This window comes from Streptomyces sp. NPDC047000 (genome assembly GCF_040644295.1).
Classification (GTDB): Bacteria; Actinomycetota; Actinomycetes; order Streptomycetales; family Streptomycetaceae; genus Streptomyces.
Window position 1 is genome coordinate 168,644 of sequence record NZ_JBEYWE010000007.1, and the last position, 25,282, is coordinate 193,925.

Sequence of the window (25,282 nt, forward strand, 5' to 3'; positions counted from 1 at the left end):
GGTCGTGGATCCCCGGCACCGCCGTGGACCCTCTGTCCGCCCACCACCCTGCGCCCGTGCGGCCGGACCCGGGAGCGGAGCGTTCATCCTGGGAGCGCCGCTCCCTGGATCGGCCCGGGCGTCGCGAGGGACCATGGGGCCATGCAACGCGATCAGCTCGCCGACTTCCTGCGGCGCCGCCGCGAGGCGATCCGGCCGGCCGAGGTCGGCATCACCGGCGGCCCCCGCCGCCGCACCGCCGGACTGCGCAGGGAGGAGGTGGCGATGCTCGCGGGCATGTCGGTGGACTACGTCGTCCGCCTGGAGCAGGGCCGCAGCAGCCAGCCCTCCGTCCAGCTGCTCGGCTCGCTGGCCCGGGCGCTGCGGCTGTCCGACGACGAGCGCGCCCATCTCTTCCATCTGGCGGGCCATCAGCCGCCGCCCGCCGACGGAGTGGCCCGCATGGCGCGGGCCGGTCTGATGCGCATGCTCGACCTGCTCGGCGACACCCCGGCCCTGGTGCTGTCGGACCTGGGCGAGGTGCTGGCCCAGAACCGGATGTCACTGCTGCTGACCGGCGACCACACCCGCTTCTCCGGTGACGACCGCTACCTCGTGCACCGCTGGTTCACCGATCCCGCCGCCCGCGCCACCGCCCCGCCGGAGGAGCACGAGCGCCACGCCCGCGGGCTCGTCGCCGATCTGCGCGCGGTGGCCGGACGCCGGGCGGGCGACCCCGAGATCACCGGAGTCGTCGACCGGCTGCTGGCCGCCAGCGCCGACTTCCGCGGTCTGTGGGCCGGGCACGAGGTGGCGGTCCGCCGCGCCGACCGCAAGACCTTCGTGCATCCGCGGGTCGGCCGCCTCCTGATGGACTGCGAGACCCTGGTCACCCCCGACCTGCGGCAGCAGCTCCTGGTCCTCACCCCGGCGGACGCCGGGTCCCGCGAACGGCTGGAACTCCTGCGCGTCCTCGGCACCGAGGAGTTCCCGGCGGGATCGGCGGGCACGGACACCCGGTGAGTCCGCGGCCCGGTGCGGACCACGGACCCGGTGCGGAGGAAAGCGCCGTCCGGATCCGCTTCCGGGCGGCGCCCGCCGGCCTCCCCTACTGGCCCGCCGCGTTCAGCAGGTCCAGCACGCTCTGCTGGCAGCCGTAGTCGCTGGTGCCCGTTCCGCCGTTCCAGTGCGGGCCGTACTGGTCCAGGGAGTTGCGGTCCTTGGCGTAGGCCGCGTCCGCCCACCGGTCCAGCGTCGCCGCGTAGGGGTGGTCGGACAGCTGGGCGTCGAGCCAGCCGAGGCCGCGGACGTAGGCGCCCTTGAAGGAGGGGCCGTCGCCCGTGCAGCCGTCGGACTCGCCGGGCTCGCGCAGCACTCCGTCGGTCTGGAGCCTGACCGTGGAGGCGTCGGCCAGCTGCCGGGCCGTGGTCAGCAGACCGCTGTCGCCCGTCGCCCGGTAGAGCTCGGTGAGACCGCCGAGGACGACGCCCTGGTTGTAGGTCCAGGCGGTCTGGCCGTTGTTGGCGCAGGCGTCGGTGAGACCGTCGTTGATCATGTGATCACCGTTGATCATGCCGCTCTGCCGGAACCAGGCCCACTCGCTCTGCGCCCGGGCCAGATAGACGCCGTCACCGCTGATCCGGTTGTGCAGCGCGGCGTTGAGCTGGAGGAACAGTTCGTTGGTGATGGCGTTCTTGTAGGTCTTCGTCTCGTTCCACAGCACCCCGCCGCCGCATGCCGAGGTCCAGTACGCGTTCATGTGATCGGCGTCGGCGCGCGCGGTGTTCAGATAACGGCTGTCCCCGGTCGCGTCGTAGGCGGCGACCCAGGCCAGGCCCCACCAGCCCGTGTCGTCCAGGTAGTCGTTGGTGAAGTTGCCGCCCTGGGCGCCGATGTTCTTGTCGTAGGTGGAGGCGATGGCGTACCGGTAGCTCGGCATGCCGCTGACCCGGGCGTTGTCGAGGACGGCGGTCAGGGAGTTGGCGGCGGTCCACCAGCCGTTGCCGCCGAACAGTCCGGTGCCGCGGTCGTACGACATCATCAGCGCGGTCGCCGCGGCGGTGCCCCGGCTCCAGGCGTTCCAGTTCACCCGGGCCCAGCCCGTACAGGTGATCTCCGGCCGGTCGCCGGCCTTGCCGCAGGCGCGCAGCGCTCCGACGCCGGTGGTGTTCCAGTCGTCGACGTTGTACATGAGGGTGCGCCAGCCGCGGTAGCCCGAGGGCGTCGTGGTGTCGCCCAGTTTGCTGCCGTCGGACCAGGTGCGGCCGCCGTCGAAGCTCCGGTCCACCCAGACCTCGTCGCCGGGGCTGCCGTTGTCGATGGACGCCCAGCCCATGACATCGTTGTCCGAGAGGTGCAGCGACACGGTGCGGCCGTAGAGGGTGCTGCTGACGGGGACGCGGTCCGAGGTGGCCGCCGAGGGGTCGCGGGTGTCGCAGTACTTGTTGCAGACGCCGGCTGCCGCCGCCGCGTCCGCGGGCGGCGGTGCGCCGAAGGTGAGCAGCGTGCCGAGGACGGCCGCCGCCGACGCCAGCGCTGCCGCGGGGCGGCGTGTGAGTCTGCCGGGCACTCTCCACCTCCGGTGGGTGAGCGGGTGAAGTCTGGTACGGACCTGTGCGAGAGCGCTCTCAGCGTGCCGCTTGGTTGAGGGCATGTCAATCAGGTGGGCGGTGTGGGCGGTGCGGGCGGTGCGGGCGGTGCGGGCGGTGTGGGCGGTGCGGGCGGTGTGGGCGGTGCGGGCGGTGTGCGTGGTGCGGGCCGCGTGGGCCGGACGGGCGGAGTGGCTGGATCCGTCACCTTCCGCCCTCTGTTCCCGCGAGAGACGGTGATACATACTGCGACTGTTTGTTTCTCACCGAGGAGGAGAGGCCGATGGAGACCGACGAGGCGCGTTCCCGGTTCGCGGACCTGCGGGGCAAGGGTTCCGCCGTCCTGCCCGAGGAACTCGACGCCGTATGGGCGGCGCTGCCCCCGGTGCGGGTCGAGGAGATCCTGGGGGAGTGGCGGGGCAGTGCCTTCGACACCGGGCATCCGCTCAACGGGCGCCTGGAGAAGGCCGGCTGGTACGGCAAGACATTCCTCTCGGCCGCCGACGCCAAGCCGCTGATCATGCGCGGTCAGGACGGCCGGCTGTACTCGGACACCGAACTGGGCAAGGGCGAGGCCAGTCTGTGGATGGTGGAGTTCCGGGGCGAGTCGACGGCGACCATGGTCTACGACGGCCAGCCGGTCTTCGACCACTTCAAGGCCGTCGACGACCGCACCCTCATGGGGATCATGAACGGCAAGGGCGTCCCCGGGGACGGGCCCTTCTTCTACTTCATCCTCGACCGGGCCTGAGCCGGACGGAGCCGCGTGGGGGAGGAGCGATCAGTGAGAGCCGCAGTGGTGGAGAAGGCGGGCGGCGGATTCGTCGTCCGGGACATCAGGGTCGCCGAGCCGGTCGGCCGGGAGGTACTGGTGGAGGTGAGGGCGTCCGGACTCTGCCACACCGACTTCACGCTCGCCGGCCGTACCCCGCCGGGCTACGCCCCGCCGGTCGTCCTGGGGCACGAGATCGCCGGAGTCGTCACCGGACTCGGCCCGGAGGCGCACGAGTTCGCGGTCGGGGACCATGTGGTGGGCTGCCTCGTCCAGTGGTGCGGCGGCTGTCCGGCGTGCCTCGACGGCAGGCCGTACCAGTGCACCCGGCCCGCGAGCACCCTGCGCGACCCCCGGCACGGACCACGGCTCAGCAGGGACGGCTGGCCCGTGGCCCAGGGGATGGGGCTCGGAGGCTTCGCCCAGTGGTGCCTGGTCCACGAGAACCAGCTCACCGCCGTACCGCCCGACCTGCCCTTCGCGTCCGCCGCCCTGCTCGGCTGCGGCGTGCTGACCGGCATGGGATCGGTCTTCAACGGGGCGAAGGTGAAGGCGGGGGAGAGCGTGGCGGTGATCGGCGTCGGCGGTGTCGGGCTCAACACGGTGAGCGCGGCACGTCTGGCCGGCGCCTCGCGCATCGTCGCCGTCGACGTCCAGGACGGCAAGCTGCGCCGGGCGCAGGTCCACGGAGCCACCGACATCGTCAACTCGGCGGCGGTGGACGCCGCGGAGGCCGTGCGCGAGCTGACCGGCGGCGGGGTGCGGCACGTCTTCGACATCGTCGGCACGGCGGTGACGGCGCAGCAGGCGCTCGCCATGGCCGCGCTCGGCGGCGACGTGTACGTGGTGGGCCTCGCGGCCGGCGGCCCGGGGCTGACGCTGTCCCTGCCGAGGCTGCTGCTGGAGCAGAAACGGATCCAGGGCCTGATCATGGGCTCCGGGCACCCGCGGCGCGACATCCCCCGCTACGCCGGCCTCTGCGCGCAGGGGCTGCTGGATCTCGACGGACTCGTCTCCTGGCGGATCGGCCTGGACGAGATCGACGCCGGATACGCCGCGCTGCGCGACCCGGACGTGGCACGGGTCGTCATCACGTCCTTCTGAGTCCCGTGGACGACAGGGCCGGGTCGGCCCCGGCCGTGGGCGGCCCGGGTGCCGGCTGGGCGGCGGCACACCCCCTCGGGCATGATGGGGGGGTGTTTGATCCGTAAATGTCCTACTGTGGTTGTGGATGTGACCGTGGGGAACAGCAGCTCGAACGATGAGCCGATACGCGAACACGCACGTCGCGCGGTCCGGGAGGCCGAGGAGACCGCCCGGCAGCAGGCGGTGGAACGGCTCGGGATCCTGGACACCCCTCCCGAGGAACGCTTCGACCGGATCACCCGCGTGGCGCGACGGCTCTTCGGCGTCCCCACGGCCGCGGTGACCCTCCTGGACAACGCACGCCAGTGGGCCAAGTCGCACGACGGCGAAGGACTGACCGAGGTCGCGCGCACCGACAGCTTCTGCTCGGTCGCGGTGCGGCAGGACGACACCTTCGTCGTCGCCGACGCCCTGCGGGACGCGAGGTTCGCCGACAACCCCCTGGTCCGGGCCGACCCCGCCGTCCGCTTCTACGCGGGCCACCCCCTGCGGACGGCCGACGGCCACCGGGTGGGAATGCTGTGCGTCACCGACTCCCGGCCCCGGGAGATGAGCGAGGACGAGCGCCGCCTGCTGCGCGACCTGGCCCAGTGGGCGGAGAACGAACTGGCCGCCGAGGACGACCTGCGCCGGGCCGCCGCCGTACAGGCACAGCTGCTTCCACGGGCCGCGCTGCGCACCGGCGGCTGGGAGGTGGCCGGGTCCTGCGTCCCCGCCCGCGCGGTCGGCGGCGACTTCTACGACTGGTCGCTGCACGGGACCACGCTGCGGCTGGTGGTCGCCGACGTCATGGGCAAGGGCACGGGCGCCGCCCTGATGGCCGCCGGGGTCCGGGCCGCGGTGCGCGGCGCATGGGGGTCCGGGGACGTGCGGGAAGTCCTCACGGACGTCTCCCGGCGGATCCTCGCGGACCTCTCGGAGACCGGCACGTTCGTCACGGTCTTCCACGCCGCCGCCGACCTGCCCACCGGCAGGCTGACGTACGCCGACGCCGGGCACGGGCTGGCCTGGACCGTGGCCCCCGACGGCACCACCATCTGGCTGCACGCCGAGGGCCTGCCCCTCGGCATCTCCGCAGACGGCGGCTGGAGCGCGCTGCCCGCGCACGTCCCGCCCGGCGGCTGGATCGTGTGCGTCAGCGACGGATTCCTCGACGCCCTCGACTCGAGCCTGACCCGCTGCCAGGAGACCGTCCCGCGCGTGCACACCTGCGCCACCGCGGAGGAGGCGGTCGCCCTGCTCGCCGCCCAGGTGTCACCCGCACAGGCCACCGACGACATCACCCTCCTGGTGGCCCACCGGGAAGCCGCGTGACCGCGCGGGGCGTGGAGTCCCACCCGCGTGACGTCGCGGTCTCACCGGGTCCGGGCCGCCGCCGGGTCATCAAGGCCCTCGCCCTGCTCGCCCCCGTCCTCGGCCTCTCCTACCTGTCCTGGCGCTGGCTGTACTCGGTGCAGTGGAGCGTGTGGTGGATCGCCCTGCCCCTCGTGCTCGCCGAGACCTACAGCCTCGTCGACGGGCTGCTGTTCAGCCTCACCGTGTGGCGCCTCAAGGTGCGCGGACGCCCACCGCCGCCGCCCGAGGACGCCACCGTCGACGTCTTCATCACCACCTACGACGAGCCGGTGGACCTCGTCGCCCGGACCGCGCGGGCCGCGGTCGCCATGCGGCACCCGCACCGTACCTGGGTGCTCGACGACGGCGCACGGCCCGCGATGGCCCGCGCCGCCGAGGAGACCGGCGCCCTGTACCTCTCCCGCGGGGCCGAATGGGAGGGCTACGCCCGGCACGCCAAGGCCGGCAACCTCAACGCCGCCCTGATGCGCACCGACGGCGAGTTCATGCTCGTCCTCGACGCCGACCAGGTGCCCGACCCGGCCCTGCTGGAGCACACGCTCGGCTGGTTCCGGGAGGAACGGGTCGCCCTCGTCCAGACCCCGCAGTACTTCACCGACGTCGACGACGCCGATCCGCTCGGCAGCCAGGCACCTCTCTTCTACGGCCCCATCCAGCAGGGCAAGGACGGCTGGAACGCGGCCTTCTTCTGCGGATCCAACGTGGTGCTGCGCCGCGAGGCCCTCATGCAGCTGGGCCTGCGCGGCTACGTCCGCGCCGTCCACGAGTCCGTCTCCGCCGCCCTCGGCGCCGTCCGCCGGATCCTGCGCCACGCGTCCGCCGCGGCACGCGCCCAGGGACCGGACGCCACGGAGGCCCTGGACGACGTCCGGACGGCGGCCCGCCGCGCCCGCGCCGAACTCGCCGCCGGAGTGCCTCTCGGTGAACTCGCCCACCGCTTCCAGCGGGCGGCGGACGCCGCGAGCGGCCGGCTCACGGCCTCCCACCTGAGACAGCCGGCCGGGGACCTCGAGGCCCTGCGGGAACTCGGGGCCGGCGACGTGATCGCCCCCGGGCAGACCGACGAGGCGGCGCTGCGCCGGCTCGCCGACCGCGCCTGGTCACCGCTGGGCGCGGTGGAGTCGGTACGCACCCTGATCCGCGCCGTGGACGTCGACCGCGCCGACGAGGCCCAGCCGGTGATGCCCCTGTCGACGATCTCCGTCACCGAGGACATGGCCACGGCCATGAGACTGCACGCGGCCGGCTGGCGGACCGTCTACCACCACGAGATCCTCGCCCACGGCCTGGCGCCCGAGGACCTCGGATCCATGCTCCACCAGCGGCTGCGCTGGGCCCAGGGCACCCTGCAGGTCATGCTCCGCGAAAGCCCCCTCACCCTGCGCGGGCTGGCCCCGGCCCAGCGCCTGATGTACTTCGCCACGATGTGGAGCTACCTCTCGGGCTACGCCGCCCTCGTCTACATCGCCGCGCCTGTCATCTACCTCTGCTTCGGCGTCAAACCCGTACACAGCTTCGGCAGCAGCTTCCTGCTGCACCTGATCCCGTACCTCGTCGTCAACCAGATCCTGTTCAGCGTGGTCAGCCACGGCGTCCGCACCTGGCGCGGCCAGCAGTACTCGCTCGCCCTGTTCCCCCTCTGGATCAAGGCCACGGTCACCGCGGTGGCCAACATCGCGTTCGGCCGACCACTGGGTTTCGTCGTCACCCCCAAGACACGGCAGGCACACGCCCCCCGCGTGGCGGCTGATGAAGTGGCAGCTGGCCGCGATGGCCCTCCTCGTCCTCGCCGCGGTGGCGGGGACCGTCCGGGCGGCCACCGGCCTCACCCCGTCCGTCACCGGCACCGTGATCAACCTCGTCTGGGTCGGCTACGACCTCCTCCTGCTCGGCGTGGTGGTCAGGGCGGCCCGGTACGGGGGCTACGGATCCGGCACACCCGAGAGAGCACCCGGAGAGAGCACCTGATGGACCTCACCATCGACGTCACCCCCGACGGCATCGCCGTACTGCGCCCGAGCGGCCGCCTGGACCTGGTCGCGGCCCCGCAGATCCGCGCGGCCATAGACACCGTCGTGCGCGACGGCCATCCCCACGTGGTCGTCGACCTGGCGGGCACCGGCTTCCTGGACTCCTCCGGCCTCAGCGCGCTCGTCGGCGGTCTGAAGTCGGCCCGGCAGGCCGGGGGCGATCTGCGCATCGCCTCCTGCGGACCGCAGGTCCTGACGGTCCTGCAGCTGACGAACATGCACCGGGTCCTGCACTGCTACGCCGACGTGGGGACGGCGTGCCGTGACCGCTGACCGGACCGCCGGCTGGTCGGGCACGGCCACGCCCGGGATGTTCGACGAGGTCCACCGCTGCCTGGACGCGGCGTGGGCCCTCCTGCCGCACGGGCCCCAGGAGCGGGCCCTCTTCGACACGGCGGTGGCGGAGGTCGCGGCCAACATCCTCCAGCACACGGCGGCGCACCTTCCCGTCGACGTCCGGTTCCTGGTGACGATCACCCCCGAGCGCGCCCACGCCCGCTTCACCGACACCGGCGCCCCGGCCCCGCCGGGGGTGAACGCCACCGCGCTGCCCGGCCCGGCCGCCGAGAGCGGTCGCGGCCTGGCCCTGGCCCGGGCGGCCGTGGACAGCGTCACCTACGCGCGCACGGCGGGCGTCAACCACTGGGACGTCATCGCCGCCCGCCGTCCTGCGTGACGCGGGTCCCCGCACCGGCGGACCCCGGGGCACACCGGGCGGTCACCCGGCATGCCCCGCCCCGGGCCCCGCGGCCGGCTCACGGTGCCGAGCGGAACGCGCTGCCCTCCGGGGTCAGGGCGGAGCCCGAGCGGAACAGGGTCGTTCCCGGGCCCGGTTCGTCGGTGCCCAGGCCGAACCAGGCGTAGCGCTGCAGGTAGGGCAGCCCGGCCAGCATCTTCGTGGCCGACGTGAGGAACGCCGCCTGCTCCGTGTCGGTGGGGTAGCGGGTGCCCTGGGAGAAGTCGATGAGGGCGAACTCGGTCAGCCAGATCGGCTTGTGGTAACGCTCGTACACCGCGCTCAGATAGCTGCGCAGCTGCTCCACCGCGGCCGCGGTGCGGAAGTCACCGCCGTACCAGTGCAGCGCGATGAAGTCCACGCGGTAGCCCCGCTGCTTCGCCCCGCTCATGAAGCGGTCCAGCCAGCCGCCCGCCCGGTCACCGCCGTAGGCGACGGCGGGGCTGCCGAGCGTGGCGCCGGCCGACTGCAGCTGTGGCCAGAGATCGAGTGCCTGGTCGACCGTCATGTTCGACTGGGCGCTCATGTCGGGCTCGTTGAAGCCGAGCAGATAGGGACCGGCCGCCTTCGCCTCCGACAGCGCCTGCGCGGTGACGCTCTTCGCACCCCAGATCATCGGTACGAAGTCCGTGCCGGCCGAGGCCGCGATGCCGGGGTGCGCGGTGGACCAGGTGTAGTACCAGCCGGCACCGGAGCGGCTCAGCCCGTCGGACATCGCGGAGTAGGACCAGACACCGACCCCCTTCCGGCGGGAGGAGACCACCGGATCCGCTGCCGCCGGTGCGGCGGCGGCCCTGGTGCTCGGCGAACGCGACGCCTGGGTGGCGCCGGCCGACGCCGACGGCCCGGTCTTCTTCTCCTTCTTCGTCGCCGACGGGCTGGGGGAGGCCGGGGCGCTCGGGGCCGGAGCGGAGGCCGTCCGGACACCGGCCGCCGTCGGCGCACCCGCCGGTGCCGAGGAGGCGCGGCCGGTGTCCTGGGAGTGCACCAGGGCGAAGGCGCCGAGGACGACCGCGGCCGTCGCGACCGCCGCGGTGACCGTCCTGGCGTGCCCGGCGCGGCCCGCCGTGCGGCGCCGGGAAGCGGGCCGCCCGGCGGCGTGGGTGCCACGGGGGCGCGTGCCCGCGTGCCCGGTCGTCCCCGTCCCCGTACCGCCGGCCGCCTGTTCTCCCGCCGCCGGCACCATCGGTGAGATCGCCGCCCATACGGCCTGCTGCAGACCGGCGGGCGGGACGAGCAGCGGAAGCCCCGTCAGCAGCCCCGCCACGGGGACCAGGTGTTCCCGCCGTTCACCGCAGCGGGCACAGCCGCGGATGTGCCGCGCCGTCCGCTTGCGCCACAGGGGACTCGGCGCCGAGTCCCACGACCGGGTCACCGCGGACAGCTCCGGGCACGGCGGCCGGGCGGCCAGCGCCCGGACCACGGTCCTGCCGACGTCGAGCTGTTCCTTGAGCCGCTGGATGCGCACGGCCGTGTGACGGCCCGACAGGCCGAGCGCCTCGCACACCTCCGCCCGCTCCAGCTGCCCGGTCTCCTCCAGCCACCACAGCGACAGCAGTTCCCGGTCGTCGTCGTCCAGCCAGCGCGTCGCCTCCGCCACCTCGCGCCGGTCACCGTCGAGCTGCAGCCGCAGGACCGTCAGGGACGCGAAGTCGGAGGCGGGGTCGGGGACCTGCGCGGCGAGTTCCACGCTCTCGCGGGTCTCCCGGTCCTTCACACGTCCCCGGATCCAGTCGCGTATCTGACGCACGGTGATGGCCACCATCCACGATCGGTACGACGAGGGATTCTCCAGCCGGTCCAGGCCGCGCACCACCCGCAGCAGCGTCTCCTGCACGACGTCGTCGACGTCCTGGCCCCCGCCCAGCGCGCGGCCGACGATGTTGTAGACCAGCGGCAGGGACTGTGCCACCAGCCCCTCGACGGCCCGCGGATCGCCCGAACAGGCGGCGGACACCAGGCCGATGGCGGGATCACGCCCGTGGTCTGTGCGCATGAACCGTCTCTCCCTCATCTCACGTCCCAGGCATTCTCCTGCCTGCGGAGGCGGACAGGGACCCGGCGGTCCTCGTCCGGCCTCACCGGGGGAGACGCGGCGGCGCGGACGCGACAACAGAAAATGCCGCACCCGGCGGTTTCCGGCCGGCCCGGCCCGGCGCGGGTCCGTCCTCAGAGCCTGCGGCGCGGATCCCCCAGATAGCTGAGCACCGCCGCCACCCGGCGGTCCACGCGGTCCGTCGGGGTCAGGTCCAGCTTCGCGAAGATGCTGCGGATGTGCTTGTGGACCGCGCCGTCGGTCACGACCAGGCGTTCGGCGACGGCGCTGTTGCCCAGCCCCTCGGCCATCAGGGCGAGCACCTCGTGCTCGCGCGGGCTGAGCCGGTCCAGCCGGGTGTCCCGGCGGGACCGGGTGAACAGCTGGGCGACGACCTCCGGGTCGATGGCGGTGCCGCCGGACGCCACCCTGTGCAGCGCGTCCAGGAACTCTTCGACCCGGCCGACCCGTTCCTTCAGGAGATAGCCGAGGCCCGCCGCCCCGCCGGTGAGGAGCTCGGTGGCGAAGCTCTGCTCGACGTACGCGGACAGCACCAGGACGGCCAGACCGGGATGGCGCCGCCGGGCCTCGACGGCGGCGCGGATGCCGTCGTCGGTGTGGGCGGGCGGCATGCGCACATCGACGACGGCGATGTCGGGCCGGTGCTCGTCGACGGCGTCCAGGACCTCGTCCGCCGTCCCCGCCCTGGCGACCACGTCGAGGCCCTCCGCGCCCAGCAGCAGGGCGAGCCCTTCGCGCAGCAGGGGGTCGTCCTCGGCCAACACTATGCGCATACGGGCCACTCGCTCGGCTGACGGGACGGCGCACGGGCCCGGCCGCCCGCAGGGGCCCGCGGGGCACGTCTCAGGTGCCGCACGGCAGGGTCGCCTCGAGGACCGTCGGACCGCCCGGTGGGCTGGTCACGCGGAGTGTACCGTCGTGGGCCGCCACCCGGCGGCGGATCCCGGTGAGCCCGGTGCCGCCCTCCTCGTCCGCGCCGCCCCGGCCGTCGTCCTCGACCCGCAGCCGCAGCCGTCCGCCCCCGGTGCGGACGGTCACCGCGGCCCCGGTGGCCCCGCTGTGCCGGGCGATGTTCGTCAGCGCCTCGGCCACCACGAAGTACGCGGTGGCCTCCACGGACGCCGCACAGCGCTGCGGGGCGTCCACATCGGTGCGGCACGGCACCGCGCACCCGGCGGCCAGCCCGCCCAGCGCCCCGGCCAGCCCCCGGTCGGCCAGCACCGGCGGCAGGATGCTGCGCGCGACGGCGCGCAGCTCGGCCAGCGCCTGTTCCGCGGAGCTCTGGGCGCGTTCGAGGAGTTCGTCGGCGCGACCGGGATCGCGGGCGGCCATCCGGCGGGCGGCGCCGAGCAGCACGGTGACCGTGACCAGCCGGTTCTGCGTGCCGTCGTGCAACGAGCGCTCGATACGGCGCAGTTCGGCGGCGTGGGCGTCCAGCGCGGCGGCCCGGGTGGCGGTCAGCTCGGCGACCCGCAGCGACAGGTCGGTGTCCGGGCCCGCCGCGAGGAACGTCCGCCCGGGGCGCGCCTGGAGGCGGGCCATGGCGGGGGTGAGTCCGAGGATCACCGCGATCCAGCCGACGCCGAGGAGGCTCACGGACAGCGCCTCGGGCCAGGAGTGCGCGACGCCGAACCCGAGCGACGTACTGCTCGTGTCCGCGGGAGCGAACGGCCACACCAGCGGGAACACGCAGTCCCGGAAGGCCGCGACCGGCAGCCAGAGGCCGAGGAACCCCAGGGCGAGCCCGGAGGTGGCGTGCCGCAGGGCCCAGCGCAGCTCACGCCGGGTGGTGGGGTCGGCGAGGGCGGGCCGCAGCCCGGTCGGCGCGGGGTCCGGGGCGACGATCTCCGGTCCCCGGCGCGACAGCCGGCCGCGCTCCCGCTCCGCCAGCGCGTGCAGGGCGCGTACGACGACGGGTGCCGCGAGCAGGCCCGCGCCCAGCGGCGCGGTCAGCGCCGCCACCACCAGCAGGACCAGGACGGCCAGCGCGGGCACGGCCGTCCCGAACCCGCCGACGAGCTGCGCGAGCGCGGACCCGGCCGCCCGCACGGCCCGCACGAGGACGTCGGCGGGGCGGTCGCCGGCCGGCCCGGTCGCCGCTGCCCGGGTCCTCATGGGCGCCTCCGCTCCTGCTCTGCCGCGGTCACCGTCCCGACGGCGGTCACCGGCCCGGACGACCCTACGGCGCGGGACGCGGCGGAGTGAAGTACAGCCTGCTGTACCTCTGATCGGGGGGCCGGCGGGATGGGCCGGAAGGGGGCGCGGTCCCTAGCGTCGGGGACATCAGCCGACCCGCCGACAAGGAGCCCCCCATGGCCGCCGACCCCTACCGCCTCACCGGCCCCCGCACCCCGTCCGGCGACGGTCCGCGGTCCGGCGTCAGCCGCGCCGACGTCGCCCGTTTCCTGCTGTGGCTGCTGCTGGTGCTCGGCCTCGTCGCCAACACCGTCGCCTCCTACGTCGGCGCCGGCCTCGGCGTCCACCTCGTCTGCGGCGCCGTCTCCGCGGTCACCGCCGCCGTCCTCGTCGTGCACCGTCTGAAGGGCCGCCGATGAGCCCCGCCACCACCGCGGTCCGCGCCCCCGCCATCGCGCTGGCCCGCCTCACCAAGACCTACCCGGGCGGCATCCGCGCCCTGGACGACGTGTCGCTGACCGTCGCCCCGGGAACCTTCCTCGCGGTGATGGGCCCCTCCGGCTCCGGCAAGAGCACCCTCATGCACTGCGCGGCCGGCCTGGACACCCCCACCTCGGGCAGCGTCCGCGTCGACGGCACGGAGATCGCCGGGCTCGGCGAGGCCCGCTGCACCGAACTGCGGCGCGAGCGCGTCGGATTCGTGTTCCAGGCGTACAGCCTGATCCCCTCGCTGAGCATCGGCGACAACATCACGCTGCCGCTGCGCCTGGCGGGCCGCAGGCCGGACCGACGGTGGATCGGGGAGCTGACCGAGCGGGTCGGCCTGGCCGGACGGCTGGACCACCGGCCCGCCGAGCTGTCCGGCGGCCAGCAGCAGCGCGCCGCCGTCGTCCGCGCGCTGGCCGCGAGGCCGGCCGTGGTGTTCGCCGACGAACCGACCGGCGCCCTGGACCTGCGCAGCGCCCACGAGGTGCTGGAACTGCTGCGCGGCCTGGTCGACGAACTGGGCCAGACGGTCGTGATGGTCACCCACGACCCGGCCGCCGCGGCCCGCGCGCACCGGGCGCTGGTGATGGCCGACGGCCGGGTCGTCGAGACCCTCGACCGTCCCACCGCACCGCGACTCGCCGACCGGCTCGTCATGCTGGGGGAGCGCTAGACCATGTTCCCCCTCGCCCTGCGGACGGCCGCCCACCGGATCACCGCCCTGCTCGCCGTGCTGTGCGCGGTGCTCGGCGGGGCCGCCCTGATCACCGGCACCGGAGTGCTGGCCGAGTCGGGGCTGCGCTCGACGCTGCCCCCCGGCCGGCTCGGCGGCGCGGACGTCGTCGTCACGGCCCGCCAGGAGTACCGTCCGGGTCCCGAACCCGCTCTCGCGCTCCCCGAGCGGGCCCGTGTCCCGGCCCGGCTCGCCGGCCGGCTCGCCCGGCTGCCCGGCGTGACCGCGGCCGTCGCCGACATCGGCTTCCCCGCCGCCCTCACCGGTACCGGCGGCCGGATCGTGCCCACCGCCGACGACCCCGTCTCCGCCGGGCACGGCTGGTCCTCGACCCACCTGCTCGACCGCCCCCGCATCACCGGCCGGGCCCCCGACGGGGCGGCCGAGATCGCCGTACCCGCCGTGAGCGGCCTGCGGACGGGCGACACGGTCCGGGCCGTCGCGAACGGCAGGCCCGCCGCGCGCTACCGCGTCACCGCCGTGGTCGACGCGCCGGACGCCGGGGTCTACTTCGCCGACGCCACCGCCGTACGGCTGGCCGGACGCGGCGCCGGCGACGCGGCCTCCGCCGACCTGATCGGCCTGACCACCAGGCCGGGAACCGACCGGTGGGTCGCGCGCGCCGTCCGCCGGCAGCTGGCCGGGACGGGGCTGGAGGTGCGCACCGGGGCGGACATCGGCGAGGCCGTGTCACCCGGCACCGGCGCCGCCCGCTCGCTGCTGGTGCTGCTCGCCGGGTCACTCGGCGGGATCGTCCTGCTGATCACCGGGTTCGTCACGGCGGGCGCGCTGAGCGTGTCGGTCGCCGGGCAGCGCCGGGACCTCGCGCTGATGCGGGCGGTCGGGGCGACCCCGCGGCAGATCCGCCGGCTGGCCGCGGCGCAGTCGTCGGCGGTGGCCGCCGTGGCCGTGGTGCCGGGCACGGCGCTCGGCTACCTCCTGGCCGGCCGGTTCCGGGCCCTGCTGGCCGACCGGGGAGTGCTGCCGTCCGGACTCCCGCTGACCTACGGCCCGCTGCCCGCCGTGGCCACCCTGGTGCTGATCGCGGCCGTCGTGCAGGTGGCGGCCCGCTCCGCCGCCTGGCGCACCTCGCGGATGCCGGCCACCGAGGCCGTCGCCGAGTCCCGCAGCGAGCCGCGCAGGCCTTCCACCGGGCGGGCCCTGACCGGATTCCTCCTGATCGCCGCCGCGTCCGCGCTGTCCGTGACACCGCTGCTGTCCCGGACCGTGATCGGGGCCTCCGCCACCTCGATCGCCGGGATCGTCGCCGCGATCGGCCTCGCCCTGTGCGGCCCGCTCCTGGTCCAGGTCGCGGGCAGGGGCATCGCACGGCGGCTGCGGGCCCAGGTCACCGCGCCGACCTGGCTGGCCGTGGCCAACGTACGGGCGTACGCGCTGCGGGTCGCCGGAGTGGTCGGCCCGCTCGCCATGGCGGTCGTGTTCGTACTGACGTACACCCTCGCGCAGACCACGCTGCTCGCCGCCACCGGCCAGGACCGCCGCGACGGCACCCTCGCCCAGTACCGGATCGGCGCCCTCGCCCTCGGTGGACTGCCGGCGGACACCCGGGCCGCCGTACGGAGGCTGCCCGGCGTACGGGCCGCCGTACCCGTCGGCAGCACCACCGTGGTGTGGTCGTACCGGCAGTTCGGCGACACCGAGACCGAGTCCGCCGCCGCGCTCGTCGCCCCGCCCGCGGTCGCCGACGTCCTCGACCTCGGCGTGCGGCGGGGCACCCTGGCCCGGCTCACCGGCGCCACCGTCGCCGTCAGCAGCGACGCCGCCGCCTCACGCGGTGCCGGACCGGGCGCCCGGATCGGGCTGCTGCTCGGCGACGGCACCAGGGTGCGGGCGAAGGTCGTGGCGGTCTACGACCGCGGGCTCGGCTTCGGCCCGCTGGTGCTCTCCGGCGACCTCGTCGCCGGTCACACCACGTCCGGCCTCGCCCCGGGCCTGTTCGTGAGGACCGACGGCACGGCCGCCGCCGCACACGGGCTGACCCGGTTCACGGCCGACCGCCCGGGTCTGGTCCTGGAGGACACCGGCGCGCGCTCCGGCCCCGGACGGGACCCCGGCATCCCGCCGGAGATGTGGATCAACCTGGTGACGATCGCCGTCCTGCTCGCCTATCTGCTGCTGAGCATCGTCAACAAGCTCGTCGCCGCCACCGCCCAGCGCCGCACCGAGATCGCCGCGCTGCGCCTGGCCGGTACGACACCCCGGCAGATCCGGGCGATGACGCGCCGCGAGGCCGCCCTGACCGCCGCCGCCGCGCTCGTCTCGGGCCTGCTGCTGTCGGCCCTCCCGCTGGCCCTCCTCGGCCAGGGCTTCCTCGGCCGCCCCTGGCCCGCGGGCCCGCTCTGGCTGCTGCCCGCGGTGCTGGTCACGGTGGTGGCGGCGTCCTTCCTGGCCGTCGAGTTCCCCACCCGGACGCTGCTGCGCACCGCACCGGCCGAGGCACTGCGCGCGGCGGTGTGACGGCGGTCCCGACCGCGCGGCGGTCCCGACCGCGCGGCGGTCCCGACCGCGCGGCGGTCCCGACCGCGCGCGTGGTCCGGACCGCACGCGCGGGACGGCGTCGCCTCGGCCCGGACGGGGGCTCGACGCCCCCGGACGCCCACGTCTACGATCGCCGTCGCGGCGTCGCGTGCCGGTCACCGGCCGGGTGAGGCATGGAGGTGCCGCGGACATGCCCGTGGAGGCATCGACCCATGTCCGTCGCGTTCAATCACACCATCGTGCTGTCCCGTGACCGGGAGGAATCCGCTCATTTCCTCGCCGGTCTCCTGGGCCTCGAGGTCGGGGAACCCGCCGGGATGTTCCTGCCGGTGACGACCGCCAACGGCGTCACACTGGACTTCGCGACCGCCGGCACCGACATCCCCGTCCAGCACTACGCGTTCCTCGTGTCCGAGGACGAGTTCGGCCAGGTGCTCGCCCGCCTCCTGGCGGCCGGGGTACCGATCCAGGCCGACCCGCACGGCAGGTATCCGCGCCGGATCAACCGCAACGACGGCGGACGCGGCGTGTACTTCCGGGACCCGGCCGGACACGGCCTGGAGGTCTTCACCCGCCCGTACGGCAGCGATCCCTCCTCGCCGCTCGACGGTGTCACCGAAGAGGTCCCCGGGGCCCGCTGAGCACCGGCACGGTCCGGGCCGGGACTCAGGACCGCGGCTCGTCCAGGTCGGACATGTCCAGCACGAAGCGGTAGCGGACGTCGCCCCGGCCCAGCCGGTCCAGGGCGTCCGCGACCCGTGCGGAGGGGAGCGTCTCGACGTCCGCGGTGATGCCGTGCTCGGCACAGAAGGCCAGCAGTTCCGCCGTGTGACGCCGGCCGCCCGTGCCGGAGGAACTCAGATTCTTGCGGCCCTGGACCAGGTCCATGATCCGCACCGAGGTCTCGAGCGGGTAGCCCAGCACGGACAGCGTGCCCTCCATGGCGGTCATCCGCAGCAGCGGGGACAGATCGTGCGGGGCGGCGACGGTGTCCAGCACCAGGTCGAAGCGGCCCCGGGCCTGTTCGGTCCGCCGGTCGTCGGTGGTGACCAGCAGCTCCGCCGCCCCGAGCCGGCGGGCGTCACCGGCCTTGTCCGGGGTACGGCTCAGCACGGTCACCTCGGCGCCCAGCGCGGCGGCCAGTTTCACACCGAGGTGCCCGAGTCCGCCCAGACCGGCCACGGCGACCCGGCTGCCGGGGCCCACGCCGGCCGACCGCAGGGGCTCCCACATGGTGATCCCGGCGCACATCAGCGGGGCCGCGGCGGCCGGGTCGAGCGTGCCCGGCAGGGCGTAGGCGAACGACTCGCGCAGCACGTACTCGCGGCTGTAACCGCCCAGGGTCGGCGAGCCGTCGGTGCGGTCCCTGCCGCCGTAGGTGGTGACGGGGCCCTCGAAGCAGAAGTTCTCCTGCCCCGCCCGGCACATCGGGCAGGCCCCGCAGGAGTCGACGACGGTGCCGACCGCGACCCGGTCGCCCGGGGCGAGACCGGTCACCCCCGGGCCGGCCTCGGTGACCGTGCCGGTGAACTCGTGGCCGGGGACCACGACGCCCTCACCGAGCGCGCCCCGGATCCGGTGCAGGTCGCTGTGGCACACGCCGCAGAAGTCGACCCGTACGGCTATGTCGTCGTCACGCAGCTCCCGGCGCCCGATCTCGACCCGTTCCAGGACGGTGGAACCGTCGCCCCTGCTCTGCCAACCCGTGGTGGTACGCATGGACCGATCCTTCCAAACAGACTGTTCTGTCTGTCAGAGGTTAGCCCCCGCCCGCCGGAAAGCAAACCAACTGTTCTGTCTGATAACCTCGGACCATGCCCGAACTGCCGACCACGCCGCGCGGCGCCGCGACCAGTCGGCGCATCCTCGACGCGGCCACCGGGGAATTCGCGCTCCGCGGCATCGCCGGCGCCCGGATCGAGCGCATCATCGCCGCCGCACACACCAACAAGGCCCAGCTGTACGGCTACTTCGGCAGCAAGGAAGGCCTGTTCGACGCGGTCGTCGCCGACAGCGTCGGCCGCAGCACCGACGCCCTCCCCTTCGACGCCGACGACCTGCCCGGCTGGGCGGTGTCCCTCTACGACCAGAATCTGCGCCGGCCCGATCTGGTCCGGCTCATCGCCTGGATCCGGCTGGAACGGCGCCCGACGGGACGGTGGTTCGACGGCACCGTCCAGCACGAACCCAAGCTCAGGGCCATCGCCGTGGCCCAGGCCGAGGGCAGGCTGTGCCAGGGCGACCCCTTCGACCTGCTGACCCTGGTCATCGCGATGGCCTGTGCCTGGTCACCGGCCAGCGGTGTCTACGCGGCGACCGCGGACGAGCCCGAAGCCGACCACGACCGCCGCCGCGCCCTGCTCCATGACTGCGTGGCACGCGCGATCGCACCCTGACGTCCCGCCGACCGTCCTTCCGGCGGGTCCTCAGGGCGGCGTGCCGCCCCGTTCCGCCTCCGGGCGCAGTATCGCGGAGAACACCGGATGCGCCCTGGCGCGGTGGAAGCGGCGGCGCCGGAAGACCGACAGCGCCTCGATCATCACCACCGGCGCGTCACGGTCGGGTCCCTCGTGGCCGGTGCCGGCCGGGGAGAGGAAGCGCGGGCCGGGCCGATCGCCGGCCGGCGAAGCCACTGCATCCCTGTGCCCGTTTCGCGGAGAAAGGACGGGTGCAAGGTCAATGCGCCGCGCCGCTCCCGGCCCGGCCGCGTGCGGTACGACGAAGGGACCGGCGATGAACCTCAAGGACGAGCTGCCCGTCGACCACGGACTGGCCTCGGTCTACCGGTACGGCGCAGCCCTCTGCGGAGTGGTCCTGCTCGTCTTCGGCGTGCTCGGCTTCGCCGACGAGCTCAGCCCGTTCAGCACGGACGGCAGGAGCATCGCCGGAATGTCCACGAACGGCGTGCTGAGCCTGGTCTCCGTCGTCGTCGGCCTGGCCCTGGTCGGCGGCGCGATCGTCGGCGGGAACTTCGCGTCGACGCTCAACATGACCGTCGGGACCCTGTTCCTGCTGAGCGGGTTCGCGCACCTCGCCGTCCTGGAGCGGCCGGCCAACATCCTCGACTTCGGCATGAGCAACGTGCTGTTCAGCTTCGTCATGGGGCTGATCATCCTCACGTTCGGCATGTACGGCCGGGTCTCCGGCGGTCTGCCGCACGACAACCCCTACTGGCGGCGCCGGCACGCACGCGAGGCGGCCCGCGAACGGCTCGCGGCCCGGCGCCTGGCCGCGGGCGGCGGCCGTCCGTCCGTCGCCGTCCCGGCCGGAACCGCACCGGGCCGCCCCTCGCTCACCGCCTCCGGGCCCGGGACGGGCACGACGGCCAGGACGGCGGAGGGCATGACGGTCGTCCGGGGAGGCCTTTCCGGCGGACGCCCCCGAGGGAACTGAACACAGCGGCGCAGCGGCGCGGAGGCACAACGGCGCGGAGACTCAGGCGTACGGGCGGACAGCCGCACGGACGGACGAAGGAGGGTGGCGACGTGGGCGGCACGGGCCGTGGCCGGTGGGACGTGGTGGTCGTGGGCGCGGGGCTGGCCGGCCTGGCCTGCGCCCGGGACCTGACGGCCGCGGGGCTGCGGGTACGGGTGCTGGAGGCGGGGGACCGGGTGGGCGGCAGGATGCGGACCGACCGGGTGGAGGGCTGCGTGGTGGACGACGGGTTCCAGGTGTTCAACACCTCCTACCCGCAGGTCCGGCGGAGACTGCGCCTGGACGCGCTGCGGCTGCGGCCCTTCACCCCCGGTGTCCTGACCCACACCGGAGACCGGCGGCTGCGGTTCGCCGACCCCACCCGGGCGCTCGGGCCCGCGCTGCGCGGGCTTGCCGACGGCCTCGCCGGCCCCCGGGACCTGGCCGCCCTGGCGGTGCTCACCGCCCGGGACGCGCTGGCACCGGCCGCGCTGGTCCGCCGGGCCCGGGACACCTCCACCCGGCGCGCCCTGGCCTCGGCGGGGTTCACCGGGGACTTCGTCGAGCGGTTCTTCCGCCCGTTCCTCTCGGGGGTGTTCCTGGAGGAGGACCTGGAGACCTCCGGCCGGTTCTTCCACCTGGTGTGGCGCAGCATGTCCCGCGGCACCCTCTGTCTGCCGGCCGCGGGCGCGGGCGCCGTGCCCGCGCTGTTGGCGTCCGGCCTGCCGGACGGGACGGTCGCGCTGGAGACGCCGGTGACGGCCCTGACCGCGGACGGTGTGCGGACCGGCGACGACCGCGAGGTCGCCGCGCGGGCCGTCGTGGTGGCGGCGGGGCCGGGCACGAGCGCCCGGCTGCTGCCCGGCCTCACCGTCCCGCCGTACCGTTCCGTCACCACCTACTACCACCTCGCGGTCCGCTCACCGCTGCGTGAGCCGACCCTGCTGACGGACGTCCGCCGCCGCTTCGTCAACAGCTGCGTCCTGACCGAGGTACAGCCCGCCCACGCCCCGCGCGGGTACGCACTCGTGGCGACCTCCGTCCTGGGCGGGGACCACCCCGGACGCGAGAGAGCCGTACGGTCGGCTCTGGCGGAGTGCTACGAGGCCGACACCGCGGGATGGGAACTGCTGACCGTGCGCACGGTGGCGCAGGCGCTGCCCGCCATGCCGCCGGGCCTGCCGCTCAGCCGCCGCACCCGGGTGGGCACCGGACGTCATGTGTGCGGCGACCACCGGGCGACCGGCTCGGTGCAGGGCGCCCTCGCCTCGGGCGCGCGGGCGGCCCGCGAGGTCGCGGCCGCTCTGGCCTCCCGCTGAACGACCGCCCGGCCCGGGAACGCGGCGCGTCCGGTGCGTGGGCGGCGGGTGGTGCGGCGGCGGCAGCACCCTCGACCGGAGACCGGCGCGCCCCCACGCACCCGCACGCGCCCCTGACGGATCCCGGCGGGCGACCGCTCGAACTCCCGGGAACGGTCCGGCCGGTGGTGGACGGGTGAGGACCGGGGCATGATCGGGATCATGAAGCACCCGCATCTGCCGACCACCGAGGCCGCCGTCACGGCGATACGTGAGTTCGCGCACGAGTACCGCCTCGAGACGGCCGTCACCGACGACATCGGGGCGGACCAGACGTCCCGCCGCACCTCGGCCGGCGCGTTCACGGTCCTGGACCCGGACGGCTCGCTGCCGCACGAGGCGTTCGTCGAACTGGGCGGCTCCCCGTCCCTCACCGTCCGGATCTACCCGGAGGACGACGCGCAGATCACGGTGGACGGCGTCGTCTTCGACGACGTTCCCCGCGATTCCGTCCCGGCCTTCCTGCGCGCCGTCCACGACGGTCGCGCCCATGTGAAGCGGCGTCTCTTCCCGCCCGGCACCTGGCTGATCGTCTCCCTGCCCGGCGACGAGACGTACAAGGAGATGGTCTTCCGCGGCGTCCTCACCCCGTGGCTGGCCCGCAGCGTCCGGAGTTAGGGCCCGGCCCGGCGTTCCCACCGCGCGTACGTCGTGGGGAGAGGATCCGCTCCTCTCTCCACGACGGACGGGACGGGGTCAGCGGACCTCGGTCTCCTTGTACGGGGTCAGGGTGACCGGTCCGACGAGGCCGTTGGCCTGGGCAGGGCGGGCGGCCAGGGCACCGGAGAGGGTGCGCAGCCGGTTGATGAGGGTCGTGGCGACCCGCACGGTGACGGTGTTGTCACCGGCGTGCAGGTAATCACCGATGTCGGCCGTCGCGCCCAGCTGGTCCGGCGTGGGGACCTGGCTGCCGTTGACCGTGAGGGTGTAGGAGTCGGTGACCTGCCCGAGGTCGAGCCGGGCTCCGGTGCCCTTCTTCCAGGACGGCGGGAGCGTCACGGTGGTGGTGTAGGTGCCGATGCCGGAGGTGTCCTTCAGCGCCGGGACGCCGGTCCACGGGGTGAGCTTGCCGAGGTCGACGTGCACGGTGTCCTTGCTGGTCCGCGTCGCGTCCGCCCCCGTGGTGCCGTAGGGCGCGGCGGGCTTCCAGTCCTGGACGTCCAGGCTCCACGACCGGGTGGTGAGGTCGACGGCCGGGCCGGGGGAGGACACGGTCGTCCTGACGGTACGGCCGTTGCTCAGACGGGTGGTGTAGGTGCCCGCCTCGGACGTCCGGACGGCGATGCCGCCGTCGGCGCGGACGACGGCGGCGTCGGCGGTGGTGGACACCACGTGCGGACGCGCCGCGGAGGAGGGACGGCCGCCGGTCAGCCGGCCGGGGTCGGTGGTGAGGGCGACGATCTGCGTGTCGTCGCCGGCCAGCGACACGTGCACGGTGACGCGGTCGCCGTGCCGGGTGTACTGGGCGACGGGGGTGACGGCGCCGGTCCAGGCGTCCAGGAGGTACGGGGTGCCGTGGCCCTGGAGGGTGATGTCGGTGTCGACCGGCTTCGCCGAGGCGTTCGGGTCGAAGAGCGTGGCGGGTTCGGTGGTGTTGGTGACCGAGCCCTGGTTGTACAGCCAGTAGTAGTCCGTGTCGGTGTCGGACCGGTGGACGGAGACGATCGGACCCGGCGTGGCGGGCTCGGCCGAGGGTCGGATGCCGAGGCCGGCGAGCAGGGCCGGGACGGCGGCCTCGTCCTTCACCACGTGCACGGACCGCTGCTTCAGCAGGGCGGCCACCACCGGCTGGAGGTCGCTGTCGCCCTTGGCGTCGAGGCCGGGGACGGTGCCGGGGGCCGACCCCACGACGATCACCGGCAGGCCGGCCCGGGCGTAGCCGAGGATCTTCTCGGCCGTGGCCACCGGGATGCTGGTGCGGGACGGGGCGGAGACGGGCAGTTGCGTGCTGTCCAGGACCAGCGCCTTGTAGGCCGGTCCGTCCGCGGCGAGCCGTCCGCCGCGCACGGTGGCGTTGGGCAGGTCGAGCAGGGTCGGGTTCACGTAGTCGCGGGTGTACCCGTTCTCCGCGAGGGCGGGGTCGGACCAGTACTGGAGGTTCCCCTGGGTGTAGGGCTGCGGGTACACGTAGTTCTGCATGTAGACCGCGACGTCGGTGCGGGCGCCGCCCTGGGCGAGCACGAGCTGGTTGCGGGCGAAGTAGTCGTTGTACGCCTTCGCGTCCGCCCAGTCCGGGTTACGCGGGCCCCAGGAGCCGGAGAAGCTCGAGGGGAACAGGGAGTAGCCCGGCCAGAGGGAACTCGTGCCGGTGTCGGACGGATACGTGTGGTAGACGAGTTTGGTGACACCGCCGGCGAACGCCTTGTTCATCCGGATCACCTGGTCCTGCAAGGTCTGCGCATAGGCCTGGTTCAGTGCCGCGGAGCCCTCGATCGAGTACCACTTGGTGCCGGTCATGTGGTTGGCGGAGGCCTCGGGCAGGTAGTTGTCCGCCTCGTCGCCGAACCAGAGCGTCTCCGTCTCCGGCCGGTCGAGGTTCGCGGCGGCCTGGATGGAGTCGACGGCCGCCCCGTTGTCGCCGTAGGGCTGCAGGCGCACCGCGTAGCCGTACGTCTCCTTCGCCCACTTCTTCAGCGGCTTGACCTGGTTGTCCAGCCAGAGGTCGGTGCGGGTCCGGTAGAAGTCGTTGCGGAACTTGGCCGAGGTCGCCGCGTCGAACTGGAAGGCGGGTTTCGCGGCGCCGAAGCCCACGGCCGGCAGATTCACCAGCAGCGGAAGGTAGTCGGTGACGGAGTAGCCGTTGGCGTGCCGGAAGTCGGCCGCCATGGTGTTGCTCCAGGTGTCCGTCGGGCTGCCGCGGTCCGCGGTGTGGGAGTCGTAGAAGAAGTCGCCCCCGTTGGCCCGCATCAGCTGCCTGACCGGGGCGAACTGCTGGTCCATGTTGTCCGTGAGGACCTTGGTGCCCGCCTTGGTCAGCAGGTCGGGCTGCGCCTGGACGCCGACGCTCCAGAACGCCAGGACCGCCCAGTCACCGCCCGCGGGGGCCGTCCAGTCCAGGGTTCCGGTGGTGGTGCCGCCCCCGACACCGGCGGTGTCGGTGTTCTTCACCTTCGAGGTGAGGTCGACGGCGGAGTCCTTGTCGAGGGTGGTCTGGCCGTCCGCCGCGCAGGTGCCGGAGCACTTGAAGGCGAGGACGGCGACCAGGGTGGTGCGGTTGGCCGTCGCCGGCTTGGGCAGCGCACCGCTGAACGCCGAGCCGCCGCCGACCACGGAGGAACCGTAGGCGAGTTGTTTGCGTGCCTGGTCGTCGTTGACGGAGAAGCCGTCCGGGGCGCTCACCGGCCCGTGCGACAGACTCAGCGTGATGCCGAGGGAGTTGGCGGTGGAGTAGAGAGCGGCCAGCTGGCCGGTGGAGGGGAAGGAGCCCTGGCCGATCTCGGCGCCGGCGATCCCGGCCGCCGCCATGTCCCGCAGCTCGCCCTGCAGTTCGGCGGTGGAGGCGCCGGGGGCGAGGGTCCAGCGGACCCACGGCCGGTCCGCCGCGCCCGGGTTCCTGAACGACGCCGCGGTCAGTCGCGCTCCGAGAACCGGCGAGGCGCCGTTCCCGGCGGCCGCCTGTGCGGTGCCGCCCGGCACGGTGATCCCGACGCACGCGCTGCCCAGCAGCGCCAGGGCTGCCGGGATCACGCCTCTGACAGGACGTCGGGACGACGGTCTTCTACGGCTCAACACGATCACGCCTTTCTGTTCATCGGCTTCGTCGCCGACAAGGATTGAATCGATTCATAAGCGAAACAATCCGCCCAGGGGTGTGTTTTCCCGGGGTGATCGTTGACCATAGGGACAGTGATGAGGAGAAACAACCCACGTGCAAGAGGAAATTTCCGGGAATGTCTCCGAGCCGGTTCCGGGCGGTCAAAAGGCTGATGATTTGAACGGTTCAATTTGTTCTGACCAACTCCCGGACCGGCACTGGCCCATGCCGTCCCGTCC

The 25,282-nt window shown here is 74.0% G+C and carries 21 protein-coding genes and 1 pseudogene; 15 read left to right on the plus strand and 7 right to left on the minus strand.

Annotated features, from left to right (window positions below; translation table 11 throughout):
* Positions 1-141: 141 nt before the first annotated feature.
* A complete protein-coding gene (locus ABZ862_RS14415; protein ID WP_360957007.1) occupies positions 142-1,002 on the plus strand; it encodes a helix-turn-helix transcriptional regulator in 861 nt (286 codons plus the stop codon).
* An 85-nt stretch (positions 1,003-1,087) separates the two neighbouring features.
* Here ABZ862_RS14415 and ABZ862_RS14420 read toward each other — a convergent pair whose 3' ends face one another.
* Positions 1,088-2,548 carry a glycoside hydrolase family 76 protein gene (locus tag ABZ862_RS14420; RefSeq protein WP_360957009.1) on the minus strand — a complete coding sequence of 487 codons (1,461 nt, stop codon included), beginning with the start codon at positions 2,546-2,548 and terminating at the stop codon, positions 1,088-1,090.
* A gap of 82 nt (positions 2,549-2,630) precedes the next feature.
* Here ABZ862_RS14420 and ABZ862_RS14425 point away from each other — a divergent pair, with 82 nt between their 5' ends.
* The 6 genes from ABZ862_RS14425 to ABZ862_RS14450 all read left to right on the plus strand — a co-directional run bounded on the left by ABZ862_RS14425 (position 2,631) and on the right by ABZ862_RS14450 (position 8,547).
* Complete coding sequence (locus tag ABZ862_RS14425; protein WP_360957012.1) at positions 2,631-2,807, plus strand: hypothetical protein; 177 nt, start codon at positions 2,631-2,633, stop codon at positions 2,805-2,807.
* 43 nt (positions 2,808-2,850) lie between these two features.
* Positions 2,851-3,318, plus strand: coding sequence for a DUF4334 domain-containing protein (locus tag ABZ862_RS14430; RefSeq protein WP_360957015.1), 468 nt, complete (start codon positions 2,851-2,853; stop codon positions 3,316-3,318).
* Between the two features lie 33 nt (positions 3,319-3,351).
* Positions 3,352-4,443 carry a zinc-binding dehydrogenase gene (locus tag ABZ862_RS14435; RefSeq protein WP_360957018.1) on the plus strand — a complete coding sequence of 364 codons (1,092 nt, stop codon included), beginning with the start codon at positions 3,352-3,354 and terminating at the stop codon, positions 4,441-4,443.
* A gap of 135 nt (positions 4,444-4,578) precedes the next feature.
* Entirely contained in the window at positions 4,579-5,799 is a 1,221-nt protein-coding gene (locus ABZ862_RS14440) for a SpoIIE family protein phosphatase (RefSeq protein WP_360957021.1), read from the plus strand.
* Complete coding sequence (locus ABZ862_RS14445) at positions 5,796-8,144, plus strand: anti-sigma factor antagonist (protein ID WP_360957023.1); 2,349 nt, start codon at positions 5,796-5,798, stop codon at positions 8,142-8,144. Before ABZ862_RS14440 ends, ABZ862_RS14445 begins: the two co-directional genes overlap by 4 nt.
* Positions 8,134-8,547 (plus strand): ATP-binding protein, encoded by a 414-nt coding sequence (locus ABZ862_RS14450; RefSeq protein ID WP_360957026.1) that lies wholly within the window; start codon positions 8,134-8,136, stop codon positions 8,545-8,547. Before ABZ862_RS14445 ends, ABZ862_RS14450 begins: the two co-directional genes overlap by 11 nt.
* Positions 8,548-8,626: 79 nt before the next feature.
* On the opposite strand, the gene ABZ862_RS14455 is transcribed toward ABZ862_RS14450, so the two are convergent.
* From ABZ862_RS14455 to ABZ862_RS14465, 3 genes are all read right to left on the minus strand, one after another.
* A complete protein-coding gene (locus tag ABZ862_RS14455) occupies positions 8,627-10,603 on the minus strand; it encodes a sigma-70 family RNA polymerase sigma factor (RefSeq protein ID WP_360957029.1) in 1,977 nt (658 codons plus the stop codon).
* 173 nt (positions 10,604-10,776) lie between these two features.
* Entirely contained in the window at positions 10,777-11,436 is a 660-nt protein-coding gene (locus ABZ862_RS14460) for a response regulator transcription factor (protein ID WP_360957032.1), read from the minus strand.
* A gap of 70 nt (positions 11,437-11,506) precedes the next feature.
* Positions 11,507-12,778, minus strand: coding sequence for a sensor domain-containing protein (locus ABZ862_RS14465; RefSeq protein ID WP_360957035.1), 1,272 nt, complete (start codon positions 12,776-12,778; stop codon positions 11,507-11,509).
* 197 nt (positions 12,779-12,975) lie between these two features.
* Here ABZ862_RS14465 and ABZ862_RS14470 point away from each other — a divergent pair, with 197 nt between their 5' ends.
* The 4 genes from ABZ862_RS14470 to ABZ862_RS14485 all read left to right on the plus strand — a co-directional run bounded on the left by ABZ862_RS14470 (position 12,976) and on the right by ABZ862_RS14485 (position 17,158).
* Complete coding sequence (locus ABZ862_RS14470; RefSeq protein WP_360957038.1) at positions 12,976-13,218, plus strand: hypothetical protein; 243 nt, start codon at positions 12,976-12,978, stop codon at positions 13,216-13,218.
* A complete protein-coding gene (locus tag ABZ862_RS14475) occupies positions 13,215-13,958 on the plus strand; it encodes an ABC transporter ATP-binding protein (RefSeq protein WP_360957041.1) in 744 nt (247 codons plus the stop codon). The genes ABZ862_RS14470 and ABZ862_RS14475 overlap by 4 nt, the downstream gene beginning before the upstream one ends.
* A gap of 3 nt (positions 13,959-13,961) precedes the next feature.
* Complete coding sequence (locus ABZ862_RS14480; protein WP_360957044.1) at positions 13,962-16,496, plus strand: ABC transporter permease; 2,535 nt, start codon at positions 13,962-13,964, stop codon at positions 16,494-16,496.
* Between the two features lie 233 nt (positions 16,497-16,729).
* Positions 16,730-17,158 carry a VOC family protein gene (locus ABZ862_RS14485; RefSeq protein ID WP_360957047.1) on the plus strand — a complete coding sequence of 143 codons (429 nt, stop codon included), beginning with the start codon at positions 16,730-16,732 and terminating at the stop codon, positions 17,156-17,158.
* 25 nt (positions 17,159-17,183) lie between these two features.
* Here the strand turns inward: ABZ862_RS14485 and ABZ862_RS14490 are convergent, their stop codons facing one another.
* Positions 17,184-18,236, minus strand: coding sequence for an NAD(P)-dependent alcohol dehydrogenase (locus ABZ862_RS14490; protein WP_360957050.1), 1,053 nt, complete (start codon positions 18,234-18,236; stop codon positions 17,184-17,186).
* Positions 18,237-18,331: 95 nt separating this feature from the next.
* On the opposite strand from ABZ862_RS14490, the gene ABZ862_RS14495 reads away from it, so the two are divergent.
* A complete protein-coding gene (locus ABZ862_RS14495; RefSeq protein WP_360957053.1) occupies positions 18,332-18,913 on the plus strand; it encodes a TetR family transcriptional regulator in 582 nt (193 codons plus the stop codon).
* A gap of 69 nt (positions 18,914-18,982) precedes the next feature.
* On the opposite strand, the pseudogene ABZ862_RS14500 reads toward ABZ862_RS14495, so the two are convergent.
* A pseudogene (locus ABZ862_RS14500) lies at positions 18,983-19,150 on the minus strand (cryptochrome/photolyase family protein); the annotation flags it as partial.
* Positions 19,151-19,250: 100 nt separating this feature from the next.
* Between ABZ862_RS14500 and ABZ862_RS14505 the strand changes: the two are divergent.
* From ABZ862_RS14505 to ABZ862_RS14515, 3 genes are all read left to right on the plus strand, one after another.
* A complete protein-coding gene (locus ABZ862_RS14505; RefSeq protein WP_360957055.1) occupies positions 19,251-19,910 on the plus strand; it encodes a DUF4383 domain-containing protein in 660 nt (219 codons plus the stop codon).
* A 92-nt stretch (positions 19,911-20,002) separates the two neighbouring features.
* Positions 20,003-21,250 carry an FAD-dependent oxidoreductase gene (locus tag ABZ862_RS14510; RefSeq protein ID WP_360957058.1) on the plus strand — a complete coding sequence of 416 codons (1,248 nt, stop codon included), beginning with the start codon at positions 20,003-20,005 and terminating at the stop codon, positions 21,248-21,250.
* 201 nt (positions 21,251-21,451) lie between these two features.
* Positions 21,452-21,907 carry a hypothetical protein gene (locus ABZ862_RS14515; RefSeq protein ID WP_360957362.1) on the plus strand — a complete coding sequence of 152 codons (456 nt, stop codon included), beginning with the start codon at positions 21,452-21,454 and terminating at the stop codon, positions 21,905-21,907.
* A gap of 78 nt (positions 21,908-21,985) precedes the next feature.
* Here the strand turns inward: ABZ862_RS14515 and ABZ862_RS14520 are convergent, their stop codons facing one another.
* Complete coding sequence (locus ABZ862_RS14520) at positions 21,986-24,976, minus strand: glycosyl hydrolase (protein WP_360957061.1); 2,991 nt, start codon at positions 24,974-24,976, stop codon at positions 21,986-21,988.
* Positions 24,977-25,282: the final 306 nt, after the last annotated feature.

Coding starts and splice junctions, on each gene's coding strand:
- ABZ862_RS14485 (WP_360957047.1), top strand. CDS start 16,730: ATGTCCGTCGCGTTCAATCACACCATCGTGCTGTCCCGTGACCGGGAG.
- ABZ862_RS14480 (WP_360957044.1), top strand. CDS start 13,962: ATGTTCCCCCTCGCCCTGCGGACGGCCGCCCACCGGATCACCGCCCTG.
- ABZ862_RS14430 (WP_360957015.1), top strand. CDS start 2,851: ATGGAGACCGACGAGGCGCGTTCCCGGTTCGCGGACCTGCGGGGCAAG.
- ABZ862_RS14470 (WP_360957038.1), top strand. CDS start 12,976: ATGGCCGCCGACCCCTACCGCCTCACCGGCCCCCGCACCCCGTCCGGC.
- ABZ862_RS14425 (WP_360957012.1), top strand. CDS start 2,631: ATGTCAATCAGGTGGGCGGTGTGGGCGGTGCGGGCGGTGCGGGCGGTG.
- ABZ862_RS14415 (WP_360957007.1), top strand. CDS start 142: ATGCAACGCGATCAGCTCGCCGACTTCCTGCGGCGCCGCCGCGAGGCG.
- ABZ862_RS14495 (WP_360957053.1), top strand. CDS start 18,332: ATGCCCGAACTGCCGACCACGCCGCGCGGCGCCGCGACCAGTCGGCGC.
- ABZ862_RS14475 (WP_360957041.1), top strand. CDS start 13,215: ATGAGCCCCGCCACCACCGCGGTCCGCGCCCCCGCCATCGCGCTGGCC.
- ABZ862_RS14465 (WP_360957035.1), bottom strand. CDS start 12,778: ATGAGGACCCGGGCAGCGGCGACCGGGCCGGCCGGCGACCGCCCCGCC.
- ABZ862_RS14455 (WP_360957029.1), bottom strand. CDS start 10,603: ATGCGCACAGACCACGGGCGTGATCCCGCCATCGGCCTGGTGTCCGCC.
- ABZ862_RS14490 (WP_360957050.1), bottom strand. CDS start 18,236: ATGCGTACCACCACGGGTTGGCAGAGCAGGGGCGACGGTTCCACCGTC.
- ABZ862_RS14505 (WP_360957055.1), top strand. CDS start 19,251: ATGAACCTCAAGGACGAGCTGCCCGTCGACCACGGACTGGCCTCGGTC.
- ABZ862_RS14460 (WP_360957032.1), bottom strand. CDS start 11,436: ATGCGCATAGTGTTGGCCGAGGACGACCCCCTGCTGCGCGAAGGGCTC.
- ABZ862_RS14515 (WP_360957362.1), top strand. CDS start 21,452: ATGAAGCACCCGCATCTGCCGACCACCGAGGCCGCCGTCACGGCGATA.